We start from the raw sequence: 22,960 nt of genomic DNA, 5'->3' as shown, positions 1-22,960 counted from the left end.
CTGGAGGACGCGGGCGGCTGGCCCGAGCGGGCCACGGCGGAGCGGTTCGCCGAGTACGCGGCCCTCGCGGCGGACGCCCTCGGGGACCGGGTGAAGACCTGGACCACGCTCAACGAGCCCTGGTGCAGTTCCTTCCTGGGCTATGGCTCCGGCGTGCACGCCCCCGGCCGTACCGACCCGGTCGCCGCCCTGCGCGCCGCCCACCACCTCAACCTGGGCCACGGCCTCGCCGTCCAGGCGCTGCGCGACCGCCTGCGCGCCGACGCTCAGGTCTCGGTCACCCTCAACATCCACCACGTGCGCCCGCTCACCGACTCGGACGGCGACACCGACGCGGTCCGCCGGATCGACGCCCTCGCCAACCGGGTCTTCACCGGGCCGATGCTGAACGGCGCCTACCCGGAGGATCTGCTCAAGGACACCGCCGAGCTGACGGACTGGTCCTTCGTCCAGGACGGCGACCTGCGCGACATCCACCAGCCGCTGGACTTCCTGGGCGTCAACTACTACAGCCCCACCGTCGTCTCCGAGGCCGACGGCAGCGGCGCCCACACCTCCGACGGGCACGGCAACAGCGCCCACAGCCCCTGGCCGGCCGCCGACCGGGTCGCCTTCCACCAGCCGCCCGGCGAGACCACCGCCATGGGCTGGGCCGTCGACCCCAGCGGGCTGTACGACCTGCTGCGCCGCCTCTCCGTCGACTTCCCCGGGCTGCCGCTGGTCATCACCGAGAACGGTGCGGCCTTCGACGACTACGCCGACCCGGCCGGCCAGGTCAACGACCCCGCCCGCATCGCCTATGTGCGCGGGCACCTGGCCGCCGTCCACCAGGCGATCCTGGACGGTTCGGACGTGCGCGGCTACTTCCTGTGGTCCCTGCTGGACAACTTCGAGTGGGCCTACGGCTACAGCAAGCGCTTCGGCGCCGTGTACGTCGACTACCCGACCGGCACCCGCATCCCCAAGGCCAGCGCCCGCTGGTACGCCGAGGTCGCCCGTACCGGCGTGCTGCCCGGCGCCTGACCGGGCCGGTGCGGCGCACACAGCATCCCCGCGCGGTGTGCCGCACCGGGGGACCGCCCCCGCCTGCCGCGGGAGCCTGGTTGTAGAGATCGTCCAGTGGCGTCCGAGCCAGTCCGGCGCGGGCACGACATCGCAGGTCAGGCCTTCCTGGTCCGAGAGCGGCTGCCCAGTTGGTGATCGCTGTGCGATAGACGGGGCATACGGCGAGGCCTCGCCGAGGACCATTCTGGTGGGGCCCTTGCGCGGAGCCGTGAGACGACGAAGCCGCACCGAAGCTCCACGGTGCGGCTTCGTCGTGAGATCGGCTGCGCTGTCGGGCGCGATGTGGTCGGTGTCTCATGCGGCCTGTCCCTGTGACACTTCCGCGGTGCGCCGACACTGCTACCTGTCGGCTATCGCGTGAGGACGCCGGTCGTCTGACCAACCCGACGGCTTGCCCGCCCTCTCCCCGACGACCGACCACGAGGTGCGCACTATGGCGGAGGCAGCCGACCGCCGGGACACTGCTCCGGGTGCGGATTCTGATGCGGACGCCGAGACCTCCAAGGGCCCGCTGACGATCTATCTCGTCAAGCAGCTCGACCTGGCCATCCGTTCCTTCATGGACGATGCCTTGCGGCCGTACGGGCTCACGACGTTCCAGTACACGGCCCTGACCGTGCTTCAGCACCGCGGCGGGCTCTCCTCCGCCCAGTTGGCCCGTCGCTCCTTCGTCAGGCCCCAGACGATGCACGAGATCGTGCGCTCGCTGGAGGAGCGCGGTCTGATCGAGCGCGTCCATGCCCCGGGTAACCGGCGGATCACGGAGGCCCGGCTGACGCCGGAGGGGGAGGAACTGCTGACAGCGTGCGCGTCGGCGGTGCAGATGCTGGAGGACCGGTTACTGCTCGACATGCCGGAGAAACGGCGGTCCGCGTTCCGCCAGGGCCTGGAGGACGGTCTCGCCTCCTTGACGGGGTGGCACCACGGCTGACGACACGGGTCGCCGGTGCGGATCTTCTGAGGGCGCCGCGAGGGTGGGTTGGTGTGCCGTCGTTGAGGGAGGCGCTGGAGGACAGGTCGGGCTGAGGTGCTGCGCGAGGGTCGAATTCGGCTCGTGGTCCAGGTGTGCCCGCAGATGGGCGCCTGACGGGCATCTGCCCAGGTCAGGTGCCCGTTTTCCGTGCCTGGAAGCAGCCCGGCTGCTTCGGCGAGTACGACACCAGGAGGTTCTTCGTCTTTGGGTGGTACACGCGCCGCGTCCCCGCTGACCTGCGATAACGGGACCGCGGTCAGAGGCGGGCCGTGACTTGGGCCGGGAAGGGCCCGGACTGGCGGTCTGCCTGCGGGGCAACGGTCCGGCGGTGAACGGAGAGCATGGCCTCGACGCTCCGTCAGTGGCCGATCGTCGCTGGGCGGACCCGGTCCGGTTTCCGCGTCCTCCATTTTCACGCATGTCGTGGTATCTCGCGAGGTGACTCGGTATCTCTTTCCGTGGGCGTGCGGGAAATGGCAATCTCGGTACGCTTGATGAAGGACACGTCGATGTCTCGGTGTGGCGTCGATGTCTCGGTGCAGAAGGAGTCCGCATAACGGCGAACCGTGTATACCGCACACCGCGTATACCGGAAATCGCGTTCACAGGCGATCAGGGCCGATTCCCGGCCTGGCGCACGGAGAGTTCCTCCTATGTCAGCCCGGCCCCCACGGGCTTCTCCGCCGCCCGGTGCCGTTCGCCCAGCTCAGCCGGTCCGAAAAGTGGCCCATCAGGAGGTTAGTTGGGATGAACGCGCGACTGCGAAGCCAGGCTGTGATGGCCGCCATCATTTCATGCATCGTCGTGCTGACCGCGTTCTACTACGTCTTTCCTGAAAAAAGGCTGTTCTTCGTCGCCATTGGAGTGACCGGCGTCATCGGTATCGTCCTTGGTGTCTTTCTCAACCACCCGGCGCACCGACTCCCCTGGCTGTTGCTCGCCGCGGGGAACTTCGCCTTCGCCGCAGGCCAAGCCACCCAGATCATCCTCATCCAGTTGCTCGACGAGGAGATCCCGTTCCCGTCGATCGCCGACGGCTTCTATCTCGCCGCATATCCGCTCTATGCGGCCGGGCTGCTGGGCTTCGTGCACTGGCGCACAGGGTGGCGCGACCGGGCGAGCCTCGTCGACGCGCTGACGCTGACGGTCGGCCTGGCGCTGCTGTCGTGGCTCTTCCTCATCGATCCGTACGCCCGCGCCGCGGGTCTGACCTGGTGGCAGAAGGCGTTCGCCATCGCCTATCCGCTCGGCGACATCCTCGTCCTGGCGATGCTGCTGCGGCTGCTCGTCGGACGTGGCGGCAAGAGCCGCTCGCTCATGCTGCTCACCGCCGGCACTCTCGGCCTGCTCACCGCCGACGTGCTTTACGGCCTGATCCAGCTGAACGGAACGTGGCGCACGGGTAGCGCGGTCGAACTCGGCTGGGCCGTCCTGTACGGCGCCTGGGCGGCCGCCGCACTCCATCCGTCCATGCGTCGGCTGACGCAGCCGGTGCAATGGCGAGCCGAGACCGGCACGGGTCGGCTGAGCCTGCTCACCCTGGCGTCGCTGATCGCCCCGGCCATCCTCCTGACGGAGGCGGTGCGCGGCGTCAGGTCCAACGTCGGCGTCATCGGGGTTTTCTCCGCGGTGCTCTTCCTCCTTGTGCTCTACCGCCTGTCGGGGGTGGTGGCCACCCACCGGCGGGCGGTCGGCAGGGAGAAGGTGCTGCGCAACGCGGTGTCGTCGCTGGGCGGTGCGGGCGAGCTGCGGGATGTGGCCGCCGCCGTCCACTCGGCGGTGACGCAGCTGATGCCGTACGGGCCGCCGCGTTCCGCGCTGCTCACTCTGCCGGACAACACGTTCTGGGTGAACGGGGCGCACGGCGCCCTGCGCGGGCCCCTGATCGTGCGGGCGACCGCAGCCGTACGGGAACTGATCGCGTCCGGCGAGAACCGCCTGGTGAGCCTCGACGGTGTGGGGCCCGATCTCGCCGCCCGACTCATGGGCTCGGACGAGGAGCAGACCAGCACCGGCCACGCGCTGGTCTGCCCGCTCGCCGCGCAGGATCACCCTTCGGGCGATCCATTGATCGGGGTGCTGATCGTGGCCGGAAACGAGCAGGACCTGCTCGTCCTCCGCGACACGCTGGCGACTCTCGCCGCGCAGGCAGCACTTGCCGCCGCGCGGGTCACCCTCGCCCAGGAGGTCAACCGGCGCAACAGCGAGACGTACTTCCGCACGCTGGTGCAGAACGCCTCCGACGTCATCCTGATCCTCGACGACGACGACCGGGTCCGTTACGCCAGCCCCTCAGCCGGCCAGGTGCTCGGCGTTCCGTACCTGGAGGGCACTCTCCTCGTCGATCTGGTGCCGCCGCAGGACAGCCGCGCGGTGGTCGAGACACTCGGCCGGATACGGAGCGGCGAGTACCAGAGCAAGCGCGAGCACTGGCGCATGCTCCGCGCCGACCGGTCGTCCATCGAGGTCGAGGTGAGGTGGAGCGACCTGCGGGAGGAGACCACCGTCGGTGGAGTGGTGCTCACCTTGCGGGACGTGACCGAACAGCGCAAACTCGAACGCGAACTCACCCACCAGGCGTTCCACGACTCGCTCACCAACCTGGCCAACCGCGTGCTCTTCCAGGACCGGGTCAACCACGCTCTGGCGCAGGCTCAGCGCGACGGCACGGTGGTCGGTGTGCTCTTCATCGACGTGGACGACTTCAAGGTGATCAACGACATACACGGCCACGGTGTGGGCGACGAACTCCTGGTCGCGCTGTCACTCCGGCTCCAGACCGCCGTGCGTGCCTCCGACACCGCCGCGCGCATCGGCGGCGACGAGTTCGCACTGCTGGTGGAGGGCTCCGTCACGACGGAGGGTGTGGAGCGGTTCACCGAACATCTGATGAGTGTGTTCGCCGAGCCGTTCCGGCTCAGTGTGGGGCCGATGAGCACGTACGCCAGCATCGGCGTCGCGACGACGGAAGACAGCATCGACTCGGTCGAACTACTGACACACGCTGATCTCGCGCTGTACTCGGCGAAGATGGCGGGCAAGCGCCAGTGGCGCCACTACCACCCGGAACTGCAGAGCGGCATGGCTGAGCGTGCCAATCTGCAGGAGGCCCTGGACAGTTCGACGATCGAGACTTCCTTCCTGGTGCTCTACCAGCCCATCGTGGAGCTGGCCAGCGGTCGGATCGCCGGCTTCGAGGCGCTCGTTCGCTGGCCGCACTCCACGCGCGGCATGGTGTTGCCGGAGCAGTTCATCACGCTGGCCGAGGAGAGCGGGCAGATCGTCCCGCTCGGCGCGTGGGTGCTCGACCAGGCCTCGACCGAGGCGGTCCGGTGGAAGGACTCCGTGCTGCGCGACGCTTCAGCCGACCGCAACGTGCCTTACATCAGCGTGAACGTGTCGCCACGTCAGTTCCGGGACGACGAGTTCTACAACGTGGTCCTGCGTGCCCTGGATCTCTCCGGCATCGAACCGTCGTCTCTCGTACTGGAACTGACCGAGAGCGTGCTGATGTACAACGACGAACGTATCCTGGCCGAGATGAATTCGCTCACAGACCTCGGTATCCGTATCGCGATCGACGACTTCGGAACGGGCTACTCGTCGCTGAGTTATCTGCGTGAGTTCCCCATCTCGATACTCAAGATTGACAAGTCGTTCGTCGACGAACTCGGGCGCTCGTCGGAACAGTACGCCCTTGTCGAGGGCATCACGCATCTCGCCGACACCCTCGGCCTCACGGTTATCGCCGAAGGGGTGGAGAACGTGAGGCAGCAGGAATTGCTGATCTCCATGGGCTGCCGGTTGGCTCAGGGGTATCTCTTCGCCGAACCGGTCAGCGCCGAGGAGGCGGAGCAACTCATCCTCGCGCCGCCGCTCGGCCGCCTGGCCGGATTGCCTGTGAGGCCCGTGGAAGGGGAGCGGTGATGGCGGCGGCCCTTTCCCGCTAGGGGCGCAGATCGTGCTCCGCAGGGCGCCGCGCGAAGGCAGGAGGCCCGAGTGACGGAACGTGAACAGCTGCCGGCAGAGTCGGCTGCACCGTGCGTCGTGCTGCGCAACGACGAGGATCAGTACGCGATTTGGCCCGCCGACCGCCGGATTCCGGCCGGGTGGCTTCGGATCGGCGGACCGGAGTCCGCCGCGTGGTGCGCGAGTCTGGTCGACCGCCTGTGGACCGACATGCGGCCCGCGAGCGCCCGCGCCGAGGAGCGGCCCCCGGAGTCCTGGCCGAGCACCGTGCCTGAGCTGGTCCGGGAGCGGGCGCGGCGTGAGCCGTCCGCTCTCGCGGTGCTCTCGGACGACCGTCGGCTCAGCTATGCCGAGCTGAGCGGCCGCGCCGACCGGCTTGCCGACCAGTTGCGGGAGTCGGGCGTCGGCGCTGAGTCCGTCGTCACCGTGTGCCTCGACCGCGTGCCCGAGCTGATCGTCGCGCTGCTGGCGGTGCTGGGCTCCGGAGGCGCGTTCCTGCCCCTGGACCCGGCGACTCCCCGGCAACGGATGGTCGCACTGCTCAGGGAGACCGGTTCACGCCTCATCGTCTCGAGCCGCGAGCACGCCCCGATGTTCGCCGGGTGCGAGGCGCGGATCGTCTACGCCGAACCTCCCGGAGCAACGGCCACGCAGGCGCCGCTGCAGCCACCGCGGCCGACACAGGGCCCCCGGCCGGACGACCTCGCCTACGTGATCTACACCTCCGGATCCACCGGGCCCCCCAAAGGGGTGATGATCAGCCACCGGTCGCTGGCTCACTCGCTCACCGCGGCGGCCCGGGCATACGAACTGACGTCCTGCGACCGGGTGCTGCACGCGGCGGCGCTCGGCTTCGACACCTCACTGGAGCAGATCTTCGCCACGCTGATCAGCGGCGCGACGCTCATCCTCGCGGGAACACCGACGTGGGCGCCCACCGATCTGCTGCGCCGCCTGCCCGAGCTCGGGATCACCGTCGCCGACCTGCCCCCCGCCTACTGGCACCGCATCGTCTCCGTGGCGGACGCCGGCGAGGCCCTCGCGTCGCTGAGGCTCGTCATCGTGGGCGGCGAGATCGTCACCGCGAAGGACTGCCGCGCCGTTCTGCGCCGGATCCCCGGTGCACGGCTCGTCAACGCCTACGGGCTCACCGAGACCACCATCACCTCCACGCTCTGCGACCTGAACCAGGAAGCGCTCGCTGCGCCGGACACCGCGATCGCGCCGGTCGGCAGGCCCCTCGAGGGCAACCGTGTCCACGTGCTCGACGCCGAACTACGCCCGGTGCCGCCGGGCGAGCGCGGCGAAATCTACATCGGCGGTCAGGGGCTCGCGCGCGGCATCTGGGGGCAACCCGCCCTGACCGCACGGCAGTTCCTGCCCGAATCGTACGGTTGCGCGCCGGGGGACCGGATGTATCGCACCGGGGATCTGGGCCGTTGGCGCTCGGACGGCAACCTGGAAGTCCTGGGCCGGATCGACGACCAGATGAAGATCCGCGGGTTCCGGGTCGACCCGGCCGAGATCGAGGCCGCGATCGTCTCCCGCCCGGAGATCGGCCAGGCGATGGTGGTGGCCAGGACAGGCGAGAACGGCGACCGGGATCTGATCGCGTACTACACGCCGGCCTGGCCGCAGGCGTCCGGCGGCGAGGTGGCGCTGCGCGCACGGCTGCGGTCGGCACTCGCCGAGGTCCTGCCGGGCTACATGATCCCGGCGGCGTTTCACGCGGTGGAACGGCTGCCCGTCGCGCCCAGCGGAAAGCTCGACCGCAGGGCCGTGCCGCAATCCGGGACCGCGGCGACGACGGCCGACGCTGACGACCGTCCCGTGCCGCAGGGGCTGGCCCAGCTGTGGTGTCAGATCCTCGGTGCCGAGTACGTCCGTCCGCACGACGACTTCTTCGAACTGGGCGGCAACTCGCTGCTGGCCATGGAGATGCTCGCCCGGACCCGTGTCATATTCGGCATCGGAGTCACACAGATCCGCGACCTGACCCGTTCGCTGCTGCGGCAGCCGATGCTCGCCGCGTTCGCCGAGTCCGTTCGCCAGGCACGTGCCGGCACACTGACCCACCCGGAGGGCGGAAGCGTCGACTTCGCCTCGGAGACCGATCGGCGCGTTCCGGCGGTGGGTCGTGACGCGCCGGTTCCCGATCACCGGCACCCCGGCGACGTCCTTCTCACCGGGGCGACGGGATTCTGCGGCGCGCACATGATCGACGAGCTGCTGCGCAGCACGACGGGCCGGATCCTCTGCCTCGTCAGGGCCTCGGACGAGCAACACGGCATGGAGATGATCCGCTCGAGCCACCAGCGGTACGTCCTCAGAGATCTGTCCAGCGCGCGCATCCAGCCGGTCGTCGGCGACCTGGGCAAGCCCCGACTGGGGCTGTCTCCCGGCCGGTTCGAGGAGCTGGGATCGACCGTCGACGCCGTCTACCACTTCGGCGCCCAGGTCAACTTCATCTACCCGTACCACGAGTTGCGCGCGGTCAACGTCGACGGAACATACGAGATCATCCGCCTCGCCGCCGGCAGGGCCGTCCCCGTCCACTTCGCCTCCAGCATGGCGGTGCTCGCCGGATTCGGGCCGGCCGGGGTGCGCGAGGTGACCGAGAGCACGCCCCTGGGCTTCCCGGAACATCTGTCGGTGGGATACGTGGAGACAAAATGGGTCGCCGAGGCGCTGCTGAAGAAGGCATCCGACGCGGGCTTGCCGGTCGCCGTCTACCGCCTGATGGACATCACGGGCAGCAGTGGTACCGGCGTGATGAACACCAGCAGCGAAATGGCCGCCCTCATCAGCTTCATCGCGCGGACCGGTCTGTGCCCTGACGTCCGGCTGCCGCTGGACTTCCTGCCGGCCGACTGCCTCGTCCGCGCAATCGGACACATCTCCACCCGCCAACCCGCGCGCGGTGAGGTCTACCACCTCACCAACCCCCGTCCCACCCTGCTGGATTCGCTGGCCGAGCGCATGCGCCAGCGGGGGTATCCGGTGCAGAAGATCCCCTACGCCGAGTGGATCGCTGCTCTGGTGAAGTACGCGGCCGGGCACCCCACCGACGCGATAACACCGTTCGTCCCGCTCTTCGTCGACCTGTGCCACCACGCCGACATCACCGTGAGCGAGATGTACTTCCAGGGCGTTTTCCCGGAGTTCACCCGCAACAACGCGGAACGGGCACTGGCGGACGCCGGGATCGACATTCCGCCCGTGGACGCGGAGATGATGGACCGCTACATCCACTACCTCGAACAGCCCGAGCCCGCCCGGCAGGTGAACAACCGAGGGCAGGGAGCGGCACGGTGGTGAGCCGATGCCCCGGCTGGGAGGCACTGGACGTGCTGGTGGCAGCGCCCGACGGTCCGGTGGCCTTCTGCGCCGACCTCAGTCCCGTCGGCCTCCTGGCGGCGTACCGCGCCGGGGTCTATCCGTTCCCGGCATCCGACGAGTACACCCGCGCCCTCAACGAAGTGGTCTTCGCCGATCAGGTCCAGGAGGGCGGCATCCGGCTCGTGGGGGAGGAATGGGCCGATCCCTTCGCCGTCTCGTGGTGGTCACCCGACCCCAGGCCGGTGCTGCCCGTCGCGGCTGCCCACCTGAGCCGGAGTCTCGCCCGGCGGCTGCGCAACCGGCTGCCGTGGTCGACCAGCCTGGACCGCGAGTTCGAGCGGGTCGTCCGCGAATGCCGCGGCGACCGTGTCCCGCTGTGGCTCACCGAAGAGCTGATCGCGAGCTTGATCCGCCTGCACGAACTGGGTCACGCGCACAGCATCGAGGTGTGGGAGGACGGCAATCTGATCGGCGGCGTCTTCGGCCTCAGGGTCGGACCGGTCTTCAGCATGGACTCGATGTTCTTCCGGCGTCCCGGCGCCTCGAAGGTCGCGGTGAGCGACCTCGCCGCGCGTTTCGCACAGGCCGGAGGCGAACTGCTCGACGCGCAGCGGGACAGCCCGCACGTCCGCGACCTCGGCTGCATTCTCCTCCCGCGAGAGCAGTACGTGCGACACCTCCGCCGCACCGCGCGTGACAGCCTCCCGATGCCCACCGCCACCTTGCCCGCCCGCCGCCTCGCCCGGCCGGCGGGATCGCGCTGACCGTGTTCGTCGCGCTGCCCGGCGCCCGGGCCTGCTCCTCTGCCGTCCTCTGCCGCCTGTTCATCACAGTCGGTGATGGGTGGGCGGTGTCCAGCGGGATCGTTGGGCCATATGTGGTGAAAATGAACTATTGGTTCTAGCTTGTTCGGGAGAAGAGGGGCTCGGGCTCGCCTTCGGCGACCCTCCGGACATCGCGGTCGTCGACGTGTTGCTGCCCGGCATCGACGGACGGGAAGTCGTCCGCAGGTTGCGGGCGGACAAGCGGACGAGGGGATGCCGTCTGGTCGTCTCCTCGGTGCTCGACCCGGAAGATCTGATCGGCGTCGCGGACGAGGTGCTGGCCAAACCGTTCCGGTAGTCGGCCGTGGCACGGCTCGTGGACTCCTACCGAAGCTCCCTGGCCCAGGAGTCCCAGGAGTCACAGAAGGAGTAGTTGCTCATGTCCTGGTAGCCGACGACGACGCGGACATCCGTGATCTGGTGGCGTTCAAGCTGACCCAGAGCGGTCACCTGCCCGGCGAGGAGCAAGAACGCATACCGACGCCCCCGGCGGACGTGGTCCGTGACCAAGGTGAAGTTCACCCGCGGGGGCGGGAAAGTGAGCGTACGAGCCGACGCGCAGGACGGGAAGGCGGCCCTGAGCGTGAGCGACACCGGCATCGGCATCCCCGCGGCCGAGCGGGAGACGCTCTTTCAGCGGTTCTTCCGCGCCTCGAACGCCACCGAACAGGCCATCCCGGATACCGGTCTGGGCCTGACCATCGTGGACACGATCGTGGCGAACCATGGCGGCCGGACGGAGGTGAGCTCCGAAGAGGGCCGGGGTACCACGATCACCGCCCGGCTGCCGCTCACCGGTTCGGACGCTGTGGCGGGCTCCCCTGAACGGCGCCGTCCCGCGGCCTCCCCGTGTGCCCGGCACGCCGACCGCGCCCTGACCGGACCTCAGTGTCCAGCCCCGCAGGGGCAGTCCGGTATGTGCGCGTCGGCCCTCAGAAGGCCGGCACCGAAAGCCCTGGGCATGAGGGTGCCCGGCAACCGGGCTACTCGGATGGCCGTAGTCCGACCGCAACCCCGGCTCGGTGTCCGCTTCCTCGATTTGCGATCTTCAGCGGACCATTCTTTGCTGGAAATGTCCGACGAGCGGATCGCTTGATCTCCGTCATCGCACGCCGCACCGAAACCGTCGTGACCGGTCTGTTCGGTGGTCCCGGCCGCGCCTTGTGGCCGTGCCTGACATGTGGAGGCGGACGATGGAGCCGGAGTCGAAAGCCGGGCCAAGGCAGTATGCGGCCGATGACGAGGAGCGGTTTCGGCTGCTGCTGAAGAACTCTCCGGACATGGTCTTCCGCCGGACGATGGAGGGCGTCTACCAGGAGGTGTCCGCCGCGGGGCAGGCATTGCTGGGCCGTCCGGCCGAGGAGATCGTGGGGACCTCACTGGAGTCCTGGGTCCATCCGGCCGATATGGAGGAATTCGAGTGGGCGGAGCGGGATCTGCTCCGCGACGGCCGCGTGTCGGTGTGTCTGCGTCTGCGGCATGCCGACAGGCACTCGATGTGGACCGAGTTGACGTCCTGGGTGGTGCGGGGACCCGCAGGCGAGCCGATCGAAGTACGCGGGTTCGTCCGGGAGGCGGAAGGCCAGCGGCGCAGGGAGGAAGCGCTGCGGCTTTTGCAGGATCAGGCTCGTTCGGTCATCGAGACCGCCCGGGACGCCTTCGTCTCCATCGACGAGGACGGCCTGGTCATCGACTGGAACCTGAGCGCAGAGAGGCTGTTCGGGTTCAGTCACCGCGAGACGGTGGGCCGTCCGCTGACGGAGACGATCATCCCTGACCGGTACCACGCCGCGCACAGGGCCGGTCTGCAACGGGTGCTGGCCGGCGGAGAGGCTCATGTGCTGGGCCGTCAGATCGAACTCACCGCCCGTCATCGCGACGGCCACGAGATCCCGGTCGAACTGGCGGTGTGGCGGCTGAAGTCGGCGAAGGCGCGCTGCTTCAACGCCTTCATCCGGGACATCGGCGAGCGCAAACAGGCCGAAGCCGCTCTGGCGGAGGCCCGCGACCAGGCGATCGAGGCGTCCCAGGCGAAGTCGCAGTTCGTCGCCTCCATGAGCCACGAGATCCGCACCCCCATGAACGGCGTCATCGGGCTGAGCGACCTGCTGCTGGGCACCGAACTGGATGCCGAGCAGCGACGTTACGCCGAGGGCATTCATGCCGCCGGCACGGCACTGCTGTCGCTGATCAACGACATCCTGGACTTCTCCAAGCTGGAGGCGGGCAAGCTCGAACTGGACGAGGTCGCTTTCAGCCCGCAGGTGCTGGTGGAGGAGGTCGTCTCGCTGGTGGCGCAGACCGGGCAGGCCCAGGGTCTGGAACTGCTCAGCGACTGCCATCCCGACCTGCCCGCGATGGTGTTCGGCGACGCCGGCCGATTGCGGCAGATCCTGCTCAACCTGGCGTCCAACGCGGTGAAGTTCACCCATTCCGGCGAGGTCGTGCTTCGTGCCCGCCCGGCCCCGTCCCGTTCACCCGCGGAGCAGGTGCCGTGGCTGCAATTCGAGGTGGCCGACACAGGCATCGGTATCGCCGGGGCCGATCAGGCACGGATGTTCGACGCCTTCTCCCAGGCCGATGCCTCCACCACCCGCCGCTACGGAGGCACCGGTCTGGGCCTGGCCATCTGCCGCAGGCTCACCGAGGCGATGGGCGGCTCCATCGGCGTCAACAGCCGGCCCGGCCAGGGCAGCACCTTCTCCTTCGTGGTACCGGTTCGCGCACCCGACGCCCCCGAACAACCCCCGGCCCCACCGCACCCCGACATCCTTCGCGGGCTGCGGGTCCTGGTCGTCGACGACAATGACACCAACCGGCTGATCCTCGACACGCAGCTGCGCAGATGGCACATTCAGCCGGTCATGGTCGCCGGCGGCCCCCAGGCGCTGGTGGCTCTGCACGAGGCAGAGGCCGCCGGTCGCTCCTTCGACCTCGCCCTCGTCGACATGCACATGCCTGACATGGACGGCCTGGAACTCGCCCGCCGGATCACCACCGATCAGAACTTCGCCCGCGTGCACATGCTGCTGCTCACCTCCGGCTCCCCGCCGCCCGCAGCCGAGTTGCAGGCGGCGGGGATCGCCCAGAGCCTGTCCAAGCCCGTCCACCAGTCACAGCTCCTGGACGCCCTGGTCGAAGTGACCACCCGGACAACGCCGGTGGCCGCAGCGGCTCCGAAGGCGCAGCGCCCCGGCCCGCCCCGGCCCGCCCACCGGGGCCATCTCCTGCTGGTCGAGGACAACGAGATCAACCAGATGGTCGCCCAGGGCATGCTCACCCGGCTCGGCTACAGCACGGACATCGCCGCCGACGGCGCCCAGGCCCTGCGCATGACCGAGGAACGCAATTATCAGGCCGTACTCATGGACTGTCATATGCCCCGGATGGACGGCTACAGCGCCACCCAGGAACTTCGCCGCCGGGAACGGGAACACGGCCGTCACCTGCCGGTGATCGCCATGACCGCCAGCGCCCTCGCCGAGGACCGGGAACGGTGCCTGGCCGCGGGCATGGACGACTACATCTCCAAACCCGTCAGCGCCGACGCCCTGGAACAAGCCCTCGCGCACTGGGTCCGCCCCGCCGACCCACGGGCGGACAACGAGGACCTGCGCACATCCATCGAGCAGCGGCTTGACGAACTACGCGGCACCGGCACCCCGGCCGAGCACGAACTGGTGGACAGGCTGGTGGACCACTTCCTCGTCCGGGCCCCAGAGATGACCAGTTCACTCTTCCACGCGCTCGACCGCCACGACACGCAGGAGATCGCAGATCAGGCCCACAGCCTCAAAGGCGCGGCCGGCAACATGGGCGCCGAGGGCCTCGCCGCCCGCTGCCGGGAGTTGGAAGAGCACGCGCGTGCCGGACACCCGGCCTCACTGGCCGAGATCGCTCCCCGCCTCCAGGACGAACTCGACCAAACCTGTCGCACTCTCGAGACGCTCCGCTTCCGAACTCCCGGCCGCGAACCTGGTTGAGGAGCCGCCCGCACACTGCCGCCCGGGCGCGTAGGGGCCAGAGGAGGGAAGGAGAATCTGTGGGCAAGGTTCAAGGCATGTCACCCGCCCGCCGTGATGCGGCGGTCTGGGCCTATGTGGCGGCAGGAACCACGATCATCATCATCTATCTGGTCAGTTCCTCCTCGGCGCGTTTCATGCTGCCCGTGCTGGTAGCCACCTCAGTCGTCTTCGCGATAGCAATGGGACTCACCAGGAACAGGCCCCCATCGTTCGTTCCGTGGTGTCTCCTCGCGACGGCAATGGCGCCGTACACGGTGGCGGACGCGATCTGGGGCATGTACCAGGTCCGCGACGCAGACGTTCCGTTCCCGGGTGTGGCCGACATGCTGTACCTGAGCAGCTACCTGTTGTTCACCGCGGGCCTGGTGACATTGGCACGGCAGCAGTCAGGCCGTCTGCACTTAGCGGGGCTGCTGGACGCGGGAATCGTCACGCTGGGGTTCTGCATCCTGTCGTGGGCGTTCATCATCGCCCCCTACCTGCGCAGCGAGCTGTCCGCGTGGCCGCTCGCGGTGTCCATCGCCTATCCCGTCGCCGACCTGGTGCTGTTGTCCGTGGCCGCGCGGCTGGTGCTCGCCACCGGCAAGCGCACTCCGTCGTTGCTTCTGTGCACCGGATGGCTGTTGGCCCTCCTTGCCGCCGACGGCCTCTACTACGGAACGTTGGCGACGACCGGGACCGCGATCGCGGAGGACGTGTCCGAAGTGGGGTGGATGGTCTCTTCTCTCCTTCTGGGGGCTGCGGTGCTGCACCCGTCGGTCGGCCGTCCGACACAACTGTCGGACGGCGAGGAGAGCATGCCCCGGCGGCGACTGTCGATCCTGATCACGCTCATCCTGGTGGGGCCGTTGATCATGGTGGCCAATGTCGGGGGTATCCGGTACCAGCCCGTGAACGTCACGGTGATCGTCGGCATGCTGGCGACCCTTTCGCTGCTGTTGGTGCTGCGCATCGCGTTCCTGGCCCAGTACGCCCAGAGCAGGGCCATCGAAGCGCGAACGCAGGCCCACGACCTCGCAGCATCACTGCGAGAGCAGGAAGAGCTCCAAAAGCAGCTGAGCCATCAGGCGACCCACGACCCGTTGACGGGTCTGGCCAATCGAGTGCTGCTGGACGAGCGCCTGGAATCCGCTCTCGGCCGGTGCTCCGCCACTTGCCCCGCCGGACTGCTGATGCTCGATCTCGACGGCTTCAAGGAAGTCAACGACTCGCTGGGCCACCCGTCCGGCGACGAACTGCTCGTCGGCGTCGCACGGCGGCTGACAGGCAGGGTCCGCGAGCAGGACATCGTTGCGAGGCTCGGCGGGGACGAATTCGCACTGCTCGTGGAAGGCATGGGCGCGAGCGCACTGTACGACTACACCGTCCGGATCCTCGACTCCTTCAAGGACTCCTTCACCCTCACCCATGGCCATTCGGTTCACGTGACAACAAGCATCGGAGCACGGAGCATCACCAGGCCGACCACGCTGGCAGAAGCGCTGCGGGACGCTGACATCGCCCTGTACCGAGCCAAAACCGCAGGCAAGAACCAAGCTGTGTTCTTCGAATCCCCGTACCGGAGTCGTGAATCTGCTGTGAGACAGGCACCTGACGGAATGTAGCTTGATCAGCGAAAACAGCTCCGATTGCGACGGCTGCGGACGGCTGGTCCGGGTGTGTGCCCGGATCTCGGGCCGAAGTGATTCGTGGTGATGAGCGCCGCTCGCATGTCGCGTTCGTGTGACGACTGCGCCCTCGGCACGGCTTCGAGAGGCGACGGCGGGCCGCAAACGACTGTCCTGACGGGGCTGCATCAAGACTGTATTCGGCGCCGGCGGGGCGAGCGGCGGGTTGATCCGTGCCTTCCAGCCCGACCTTGTGACGCGCGGGTCATGTCGCAGAACCAGGGTTCGAGGCAGCTGTCCGTAGGTGCGTGAGTGCTGAGCGTCAGCTCGGCCTCTGCGCTTCCGCCGTCTGGATTGGCGGCCTCATGGGTCTTGTATACCTGCAAAACTAGAGCTTAAATCTTTCGAGTGCGATGCGCTCGCGTCGGGCGCACGAATGTCGGCTGCCGGGCAGCCGCAGGAACCGATCGAGGAGGCCGTGCATGACGGCAACGGCGTTGGACGGACACAGGGAGACCAACTCGCAAGAGCGGCTCCTGCGAGATCTCACCGAGCAGGTCGCCGCGAGCGGCGTGAAGTACGTCTACTACCAGGTCGTCACGCTCACCGGCCGTGTGCTGGCCAAGGTGGTGCCCGCCGAGCATCTGCGCCGCAACCTGGAGCGCGGCGTCCAGTTCCACCGCACCGCCGTCTCGGACCTTCAGGCGGACCGGCACGGCGAGCTGCTCGGTGGTGGCGCGGCCGCCGCCGAGTTCACGGCCATGCCCGATGCGGACACCTTCCGGGTGCTGCCCTGGGACCCGTCCGTGGGCCGGTTCCTCTGTCGCCTCTACGAGCCCTCCCATGTGCCGGTACGCGGCGGTGAGCCGCTGGCGACCGACCCGCGCGGCAACCTCTTCCGGCTCCACGACGCCTTCACGGCGGCTACGGGGCTGCGCCTGAAGTCGGGGTGCGAGCCGGAGATGACGTGGCTCGGCCCGTCGCTGGAGGTCAAGGTCCGCCCGGGCGCAAGCCCCGCGTATCACGCCGGGAACCTCGAGCTGATGCGGCCGATCTACCAGAAGCTCATCGACTACGCGCAGGCCATGGGCCTGGACATGATCGAGGGCGACTACGAGGACGCCGGACAGCTCGAACTGAACTGGATGTACGACTCCTGCGAGCTGACCGCCGACCGTCTGATCACCTACCGCCAGATCTGCCAGCAGGTCGCCCGGGAGTTCGGCGTCACCGCGAGTTTCATGCCGAAGCCGACCACCGGCAGCATGGGCAACGGCTGCCACCACAACCTGAGCCTCTGGCACGGCGACGAGAACATCCTGGAAGAGGCCGGACGGCGTGAGCTGCACCTGACCGAGCGCGGACGCCACGCGCTGGGCGGACTGCTGACCCACGTGCCCGGCTCCATGGCGGTGATGGCCTCCACGGTCAACTCCTACAAGCGCTTCTGGGACGCCGGCCAGTTCGCCCCCTCGCGGGTCAACTGGGGCCTGGACAACAAGACCTGCACGGTCCGGCTGTCCTCCAACGGCCGCCTGGAGTACAAGCTCCCCGACGCCAGCGTCAACCCGTACCTCTCCCACGCCGCGCTCCTGGCCGCCATGCAGGACGGCCTGGAGCGTGAGCTCGACCCGGGCGAGCCGCAGACCTCCAGCAGCTACGACGACGGGGGCAGTCCTGCCGAGGAGGCACTGCCGCTCACCCTCGGCGACGCGCTCGCAGCGTTCGAACGCGACAAGGTCGTCCGCTCCGCCTTCCCCGAGGAACTGGCCACTCTCTTCGGCCGGCTCAAGGCCGACGAGTGGGCCCGCTCCTGCGGGGCCGTGACCGACTGGGACCGCGAGATGTACCTGGAGTACCTGCCGTGAGCGCGAACGACGCGAACGAACTGCGCATCATCTGCGCCGACCTGGACGCCCGGCCGCTCTTCTGGACCGGAGAGGACGGCGAACGGCTCGGCTTCGAGCCGGAGGTCGGCCTGCTGCTGGGCGAGGTCCTCGGACGGCCGGTGCGCTGGGTCTTCAGCGCGTGGGCCGACTTCGTACCGCACCTGAACGCCGGCAACGGCGACGCCATCCTGTGCGGCCAGGGCATCACCGAGCAGCGCCGGCGCCTGGTCGACTTCACCCGGCCGTACGCGGTCTTCGACGAGTCCGTCCTGACACGCGCGGACAGCACGGTCACCGGCCCCGACGACCTCGCGGGACGCCGGGTCGGGGCGATCGCGGGCAGCACCAACATGGCCCTGGCCGAGACGTTCGAGGACGTCGAACTGGTGCCCTTCGCCGGTTCGAGTGACGACGTCCTGGGCGACATGGTCGCCGCCCTCCGGCTCGGCGAGATCGACGCCTTCGTCGACGACGACGTCGCCCTCGTGCCGCTCGCCGAACAGCCGGACCTGCGCATCGCGTTCACCGTGTCCACCCGCAACGCCTGGGGCATCAGTGTCGCCAAGGGCGACGACGGCCTCCTTGACGCGCTCGACGCCGCGCTGTCGGAAGTGGCGTGGGACGGCCGCCTGGAGGCGGTGTGGAAGCGATGGATGCCGAACCTCGCCTACCCCTTCGCGGGGGTGCCGGCGTCGGACGGGGGAGAAGCCCGATGCGGCCGTTGATCGCCGTGACCGGCATGCCCTCCCCGCAGGTCAAGGGCTTGCGGCGACGCGGTGTGGCCGCCGCGGAGAAGGTGCTCGAAGCCGTCTTCCGGGCGGGAGGGGATCCGGTGATCCTGCCGCCCAACAGCCAGCCGGTGGGACCGCTGCTGGCTCGCTTCGACGGCGTCCTGCTGCCTGGGGGAGCGGATGTCGACCCCCGGCGCTACGGCGGTTCCCGGCGCGGCCTGTCGACCTACACCGCCGAGGACATCCAGGACGTGTTCGACCTGGCTGTGGCCCGACAGGTCGTGGCCGACCGGATCCCCCTGTTGGCCATCTGCCGCGGCATGCAGGTTCTCAACGTCGCCCTGGGCGGTGACCTGATCGCGGACCTGGCGGAGACCTGTGTGCCCCACCGCGACGGCTACCACAGGGTCGCCCTGACTTCCGGCAGCCGAACGGCCAAGGTCATGGGAAGCGACGACGTCGTCGTCTCCTCCTACCACCACCAGGCCATCCGGCGTCTGGGCACCGGCCTGACCGTGACCGGGCGCGCGATCGACGACGTGATCGAGGTCGTCGAGCACGAGACCGCCCCCGTCCTCGCCGTCCAGTGGCATCCCGAGGACAACGCCGACCTGGTCGCCGAGCAACAGGCGCTGTTCACCGCACATGTCGACATGGCCCGCGCCGCCGTGGCCGCAGCCTGACGAGACCATCACAAGGAGGGCCGTCACCATGGCGGTATCCAGCACCCGGGAACTGCCGTTCCTCAATGTCGCCGACCCCGATTTCGCGATGACGTCGGACGAGGTCGTGGCCGCCCGCGCCCGCAGCTGGTGCGCGCGGACGAACTACGGACTCGCCGCGCTCCGCTACGACGCGGTCAAGACGCTTCTCAAGGACCGGCGGCTGCGCCAGGGCAGCCACGCCTGGCCCCGGCACAACGGCGTGACCGGCCCCTTCGCCGACTGGTGGGGGCACGTCCTGCTCAACAAGGAGGGCGGCGACCACGCCCGGCTGCGCCGGCTGGTCAACCCCGCCTTCTCGCCCAGACTCATCGGCTCGCTCGGCCCGCAGTTCCGCGCACTGGGGGAGGAACTCATCGACGCCTTCCACGACGAGGGCCGGTGTGAGTTCGTCTCGCAGTTCGCCGAGCCGTACGCGGCCCGCGTGATCTGCATGATGCTGGGCATCCCACAGAGCGAGTGGAAGACGATCGCGACCTGGTCGTCGGACATGGGACTCGCCCTGGGCGTCACGTTCAAGCAGGACCTGCCGAAGATCGAGGCCGCCCTGGAGGGCCTGTACGGCTACGCCGACGACCTCATCGCCGACCGACGGGTGAACCCCGGCGAGGACTTCGTCAGCCGCCTGGTGCTCGCCCAACGCGACGAGGACAGCCTCAGCCACGAGGAACTGCGGATCATGCTCGTCCTGCTGATCTTCGGCGGCATGGACACCACCCGCAACCAGCTGGGCCTCGCGCTGCAGACGTTCATGCGGCACCCCGACCAGTGGCGCCTGCTCGCCGAGCGGCCGGACCTCGGCGGCGCCGCCGTCGAGGAGGTCATGCGGGTCAACCCCACCGTGACCTGGGTGACCCGCGAAGCCGTCGAGGACTTCACCTACGAGGGCGTGGACATCGCCAAGGGCACCACCGTCCACCTGTTCTCCCAGGTCGCCGGCACCGACCCGGCCGCCATCCCGGATCCGGGTTTCGACATCACCGCCGAACGCCCTCCGCACTTCGGCTTCGGCGGCGGCGCCCACCACTGCCTCGGCCACTTCGTCGCCCGCAGCGACATGAGTGAGGCACTGCCCCTGCTCGCCCGCCGCCTGCGCGAACCGCGGATCGACGGCACCGCCACCTGGCTGCCGGCCAGCGGCAACACCGGACCCATCGAAATGCCTCTCCGCTTCACCCCCGGCAACTGACCCACTGGCCTCACCACCCCGCCACGCCCCACGGAAGAAGCAACGGACATGAAGATCTGTGTCGACCTCAACAAATGTCAGGACCACGGACAGTGCGTCATCGCCGCCCCCGACGCCTTCGCGTTCGGCGACGACGGCAAGCTGACCTGGGTGACCGAGCCGGACGAACGGCTGCGCCAGGACGTGGAGGACGCCGCGGACGTCTGCCCCGAGCAGGCCATCACCCTGGAGGACTGAGGTGTCCCGACAGGTAGTGATCGTCGGGGCCTCGATGGGCGGCCTGCGGGCCGCGGAACAGCTCAGGGCGGCCGGGTGGGACGGCGGTATCACCGTTGTGGGAGCGGAGCCCCATCTGCCCTACAACCGTCCGCCCCTGTCGAAGGAAGTGCTGGCGGGGCAGGCGACCGACCCGGCCGAAGCACATGCCGCACTCGCCTTCCGCAGACGGGCGTCCCTGGACGACGTCGACTGGCGGCTCGGCGTACCGGCGGTCTCGGCAGATCTGGAGCGGCGGGCCGTGGGGCTCGCCGACGGTACGACGCTTTCGTACGACGGTCTCGTGGTCGCCAGCGGTCTGCGGCCCCGGCGCCTGCCCATGCCGGAGCCGAGCCGCGGCCGCCACGTGCTGCGCACCGTCGGGGACGCCGTGGGCCTGCGCGCGGAGCTCACCCCGGGCGCCCGGGTCGTGGTGGTGGGCGCGGGATTCATCGGCTGCGAGGTCGCGGCCACGGCGAGGCGGCTCGGTTGCGACGTCACCGTAGTCGAGCCCGCTGGGGTGCCGATGGGACGTGTCCTGGGTGACGAGCTGGGCCTGCTGGTCCAGGGCCGGCACGAGGCCGAGGGAGTGCGTTTCCGTCTCGGCAGGGTCGTGGCCGCGCTGCACGGAGGCGAGCGGGTGACCGACGTCGAGCTCGACGACGGAACGGTCCTGCGGGCATCCGTCGTGGTCGAGGCCGTGGGCTCGTACGCCAACGTGGAGTGGCTGCAGGGCACGGGACTCGATCTGTCCGACGGCCTTCTGTGCGACAACCTGATGCGCGTCGAGGGTCGCCCGGACGTCGTGGCGGTGGGGGATGTCGCACGCTTCCCCAACCCCCGCTTCGACACAACGGCGCGCCGGGTGGAGCACTGGTGCATGCCGACGGAGACGGCCCGCCGCGCGGCCCGCACGCTGGCGGCCCATCTCGCCGCAGAGACGGTGGACGAGCAGCAGTTCACGCCCCTGCCGACCTTCTGGAGCGACCAGTTCGACCTCCGCCTGCAGAGCTTCGGCGCCCCGGCCTTGGCCGACCGCGTGGAAGTCCTGGAGGGGGTGCTGTCGGCCCCCTCCGATCTGGCGAAGGGCGTCGCGGTGGGTTACCGGCGAGGTGCCGCACTCGTGGGAGTGGTCACCGTGAACCTTCCGGCCCGGTCTCCCCACTACCGCAAGCTGGTGGACACGGGCGTCGCCGTTCCGGCATGACCATCACGCATGGGTGCCGCCCCTGTCACAGGCAGGGCGGCACCCATCTCGCGTGCCCGGGTGATGCTTCAGTGCGGGGCGTCGACGCGCACCACGCTCCAGTCGACCTCAGGGGTGTGCACGCGTGCTCGTTCCGTGCCCGCTTCCTCAGGCAACAGGTCCCGGGCCAGGGCGCCCACCGCCCAAACGGGCGTGTTCGCCGCGAGCACCCGCCCCTCGCCCGTGATCACGACGGCGTCGCAGCCGAGTTGCTTGAGTGCTGGTACGACGAGCTGTTCGAAACCGCTCACCGGTACGTCCGCCCCCACCACGCCCACGAACCTGCCGTCCGCCATCAGCGGAAGGGCGAACGTCAGGAGATAGAGGTCGGCGCCGTGCAGGTCGACGTACGGACCCATGACCGTGCCGTGGCCCTCGTCCCGGGGGATCGCGAACCACGGCTTGAGTGTGTAGTCGTAGTAGTTCTCGCTGCGAGGATTGAGGTCCAGGCGCAGCGGCCGGAAGCCCTTCTGGCCGGCCCGCTGCCACCATTCCAGATGCAAACGGGCGTCGGACAGCACCTCCGGTGCCATGACCACTCCCGTGCCGTTGAAACGTCCCTCCTGCGCGGCCAGCACCGACTGGATCACCGGCCGCAGTGGCACGAGATCTTCGCTCCTCGGCTGTCCGCCGTGCGGGATCGCCGTGCTCAGGAGGGCTTGCGCCGCTGCGTCCAGGACGCTCAGCGACGAGAACACGGACTCCACCGCGACGCGGAGGGAGTTGGCGCATCCGACGATGCCGGTCGCTGCGTTGCTGGTCATCACTGCTCCGTCGGGGCAACGGGTGGCGTGCCGCCACCGGGGGATCAGGAGTCGGTCAACCGCAGATGGGTGCGTACGAGGTGGTGGGCGCCTGCGACGGTGTGCTCCTCCGCGAGCCTGCGGGCGGCGGAGGCGTTTCCGGCGGCGATCGAGACCAGGATCTCATGGTGCTGGTCGGCCCACCCCGAGACGTCGGGGGCGTCGAGGGCCGGCAGCCACAGCAAGGGACCGAGTTCCGCCTGCAAACGCACCTCCAGGCGGGTCAGTCTCACCGACTGCGAGGCCACGGCCACCTCGATGTGGAAGCGCGCGTCGGCCTTGCGGCGGTCGGCGGGTGTCTCCGCCCTGCGCAGGGCGGAGAC

The 22,960-nt window shown here is 69.1% G+C and carries 18 protein-coding genes; 15 read left to right on the top strand and 3 right to left on the bottom strand.

The features are described from left to right. The 6 genes from AOK15_RS25245 to AOK15_RS25220 all read left to right on the top strand — a co-directional run. Positions 1–1,023, top strand: a 1,023-nt coding sequence (locus tag AOK15_RS25245) for a glycoside hydrolase family 1 protein (RefSeq protein WP_055520649.1), incomplete at its 5' end; no start/stop codon positions are given. Positions 1,024–1,498: 475 nt separating this feature from the next. After that, positions 1,499–1,996, top strand: a complete 498-nt coding sequence (locus AOK15_RS25240) for a MarR family winged helix-turn-helix transcriptional regulator (protein WP_055520651.1) — start codon at positions 1,499–1,501, stop codon at positions 1,994–1,996. 789 nt (positions 1,997–2,785) lie between these two features. Then, the gene (locus AOK15_RS25235) at positions 2,786–5,965 is read left to right on the top strand and encodes a putative bifunctional diguanylate cyclase/phosphodiesterase (protein ID WP_055520648.1); all 3,180 of its coding nucleotides are present in this window, start codon (positions 2,786–2,788) and stop codon (positions 5,963–5,965) included. A gap of 72 nt (positions 5,966–6,037) precedes the next feature. Continuing rightward, entirely contained in the window at positions 6,038–9,325 is a 3,288-nt protein-coding gene (locus AOK15_RS25230) for an amino acid adenylation domain-containing protein (protein ID WP_055520647.1), read from the top strand. Continuing rightward, positions 9,319–10,110 carry a leucyl/phenylalanyl-tRNA--protein transferase gene (locus AOK15_RS25225; RefSeq protein WP_055520646.1) on the top strand — a complete coding sequence of 264 codons (792 nt, stop codon included), beginning with the start codon at positions 9,319–9,321 and terminating at the stop codon, positions 10,108–10,110. The genes AOK15_RS25230 and AOK15_RS25225 overlap by 7 nt, the downstream gene beginning before the upstream one ends. Positions 10,111–10,240: 130 nt before the next feature. Further along, the gene (locus AOK15_RS25220) at positions 10,241–10,468 is read left to right on the top strand and encodes a response regulator (RefSeq protein ID WP_055520645.1); all 228 of its coding nucleotides are present in this window, start codon (positions 10,241–10,243) and stop codon (positions 10,466–10,468) included. A 26-nt stretch (positions 10,469–10,494) separates the two neighbouring features. On the opposite strand, the gene AOK15_RS48345 is transcribed toward AOK15_RS25220, so the two are convergent. Then, positions 10,495–10,620, bottom strand: a complete 126-nt coding sequence (locus AOK15_RS48345) for a hypothetical protein (RefSeq protein WP_276206231.1) — start codon at positions 10,618–10,620, stop codon at positions 10,495–10,497. A gap of 52 nt (positions 10,621–10,672) precedes the next feature. Between AOK15_RS48345 and AOK15_RS25210 the strand changes: the two genes are divergently transcribed. The 9 genes from AOK15_RS25210 to AOK15_RS25170 all read left to right on the top strand — a co-directional run bounded on the left by AOK15_RS25210 (position 10,673) and on the right by AOK15_RS25170 (position 21,795). Next, on the top strand, positions 10,673–11,266 hold the full coding sequence (locus tag AOK15_RS25210) for a sensor histidine kinase (RefSeq protein WP_079058688.1): 594 nt from the start codon (positions 10,673–10,675) through the stop codon (positions 11,264–11,266). A 97-nt stretch (positions 11,267–11,363) separates the two neighbouring features. Continuing rightward, positions 11,364–14,153, top strand: coding sequence for a response regulator (locus AOK15_RS25205; protein WP_167738851.1), 2,790 nt, complete (start codon positions 11,364–11,366; stop codon positions 14,151–14,153). 59 nt (positions 14,154–14,212) lie between these two features. Beyond that, on the top strand, positions 14,213–15,799 hold the full coding sequence (locus AOK15_RS25200) for a GGDEF domain-containing protein (RefSeq protein WP_055520641.1): 1,587 nt from the start codon (positions 14,213–14,215) through the stop codon (positions 15,797–15,799). 485 nt (positions 15,800–16,284) lie between these two features. Then, complete coding sequence (locus tag AOK15_RS25195; RefSeq protein WP_055520640.1) at positions 16,285–17,670, top strand: glutamine synthetase family protein; 1,386 nt, start codon at positions 16,285–16,287, stop codon at positions 17,668–17,670. Then, positions 17,667–18,416 carry a substrate-binding periplasmic protein gene (locus AOK15_RS25190; RefSeq protein WP_240508586.1) on the top strand — a complete coding sequence of 250 codons (750 nt, stop codon included), beginning with the start codon at positions 17,667–17,669 and terminating at the stop codon, positions 18,414–18,416. Before AOK15_RS25195 ends, AOK15_RS25190 begins: the two co-directional genes overlap by 4 nt. Next, complete coding sequence (locus tag AOK15_RS25185) at positions 18,404–19,105, top strand: gamma-glutamyl-gamma-aminobutyrate hydrolase family protein (RefSeq protein ID WP_055520639.1); 702 nt, start codon at positions 18,404–18,406, stop codon at positions 19,103–19,105. Before AOK15_RS25190 ends, AOK15_RS25185 begins: the two co-directional genes overlap by 13 nt. A 28-nt stretch (positions 19,106–19,133) precedes the next feature. After that, complete coding sequence (locus AOK15_RS25180) at positions 19,134–20,333, top strand: cytochrome P450 (protein WP_055520638.1); 1,200 nt, start codon at positions 19,134–19,136, stop codon at positions 20,331–20,333. Positions 20,334–20,381: 48 nt separating this feature from the next. Continuing rightward, the gene (locus AOK15_RS25175) at positions 20,382–20,570 is read left to right on the top strand and encodes a ferredoxin (RefSeq protein ID WP_055520637.1); all 189 of its coding nucleotides are present in this window, start codon (positions 20,382–20,384) and stop codon (positions 20,568–20,570) included. A gap of 1 nt (position 20,571) precedes the next feature. Further along, a complete protein-coding gene (locus AOK15_RS25170; RefSeq protein WP_055520636.1) occupies positions 20,572–21,795 on the top strand; it encodes an NAD(P)/FAD-dependent oxidoreductase in 1,224 nt (407 codons plus the stop codon). 68 nt (positions 21,796–21,863) lie between these two features. Here the strand turns inward: AOK15_RS25170 and AOK15_RS25165 are convergent, their stop codons facing one another. Then, the gene (locus AOK15_RS25165; protein WP_055520635.1) at positions 21,864–22,598 is read right to left on the bottom strand and encodes a cache domain-containing protein; all 735 of its coding nucleotides are present in this window, start codon (positions 22,596–22,598) and stop codon (positions 21,864–21,866) included. Positions 22,599–22,642: 44 nt separating this feature from the next. After that, a partial coding sequence (locus AOK15_RS25160; protein ID WP_157870363.1) for an FCD domain-containing protein occupies positions 22,643–22,960 on the bottom strand: 318 nt, incomplete at its 5' end.

The organism is Streptomyces ossamyceticus (assembly GCF_001418475.1).
Taxonomy (GTDB): domain Bacteria; phylum Actinomycetota; class Actinomycetes; order Streptomycetales; family Streptomycetaceae; genus Streptomyces; species Streptomyces ossamyceticus.
This window is presented reverse-complemented; position numbering and strand designations above follow the sequence as displayed.

Coding starts and splice junctions, on each gene's coding strand:
- AOK15_RS25240 (WP_055520651.1), top strand. CDS start 1,499: ATGGCGGAGGCAGCCGACCGCCGGGACACTGCTCCGGGTGCGGATTCT.
- AOK15_RS25235 (WP_055520648.1), top strand. CDS start 2,786: ATGAACGCGCGACTGCGAAGCCAGGCTGTGATGGCCGCCATCATTTCA.
- AOK15_RS25205 (WP_167738851.1), top strand. CDS start 11,364: ATGGAGCCGGAGTCGAAAGCCGGGCCAAGGCAGTATGCGGCCGATGAC.
- AOK15_RS25195 (WP_055520640.1), top strand. CDS start 16,285: ATGACGGCAACGGCGTTGGACGGACACAGGGAGACCAACTCGCAAGAG.
- AOK15_RS25185 (WP_055520639.1), top strand. CDS start 18,404: ATGCGGCCGTTGATCGCCGTGACCGGCATGCCCTCCCCGCAGGTCAAG.
- AOK15_RS25180 (WP_055520638.1), top strand. CDS start 19,134: ATGGCGGTATCCAGCACCCGGGAACTGCCGTTCCTCAATGTCGCCGAC.
- AOK15_RS25175 (WP_055520637.1), top strand. CDS start 20,382: ATGAAGATCTGTGTCGACCTCAACAAATGTCAGGACCACGGACAGTGC.
- AOK15_RS25165 (WP_055520635.1), bottom strand. CDS start 22,598: ATGACCAGCAACGCAGCGACCGGCATCGTCGGATGCGCCAACTCCCTC.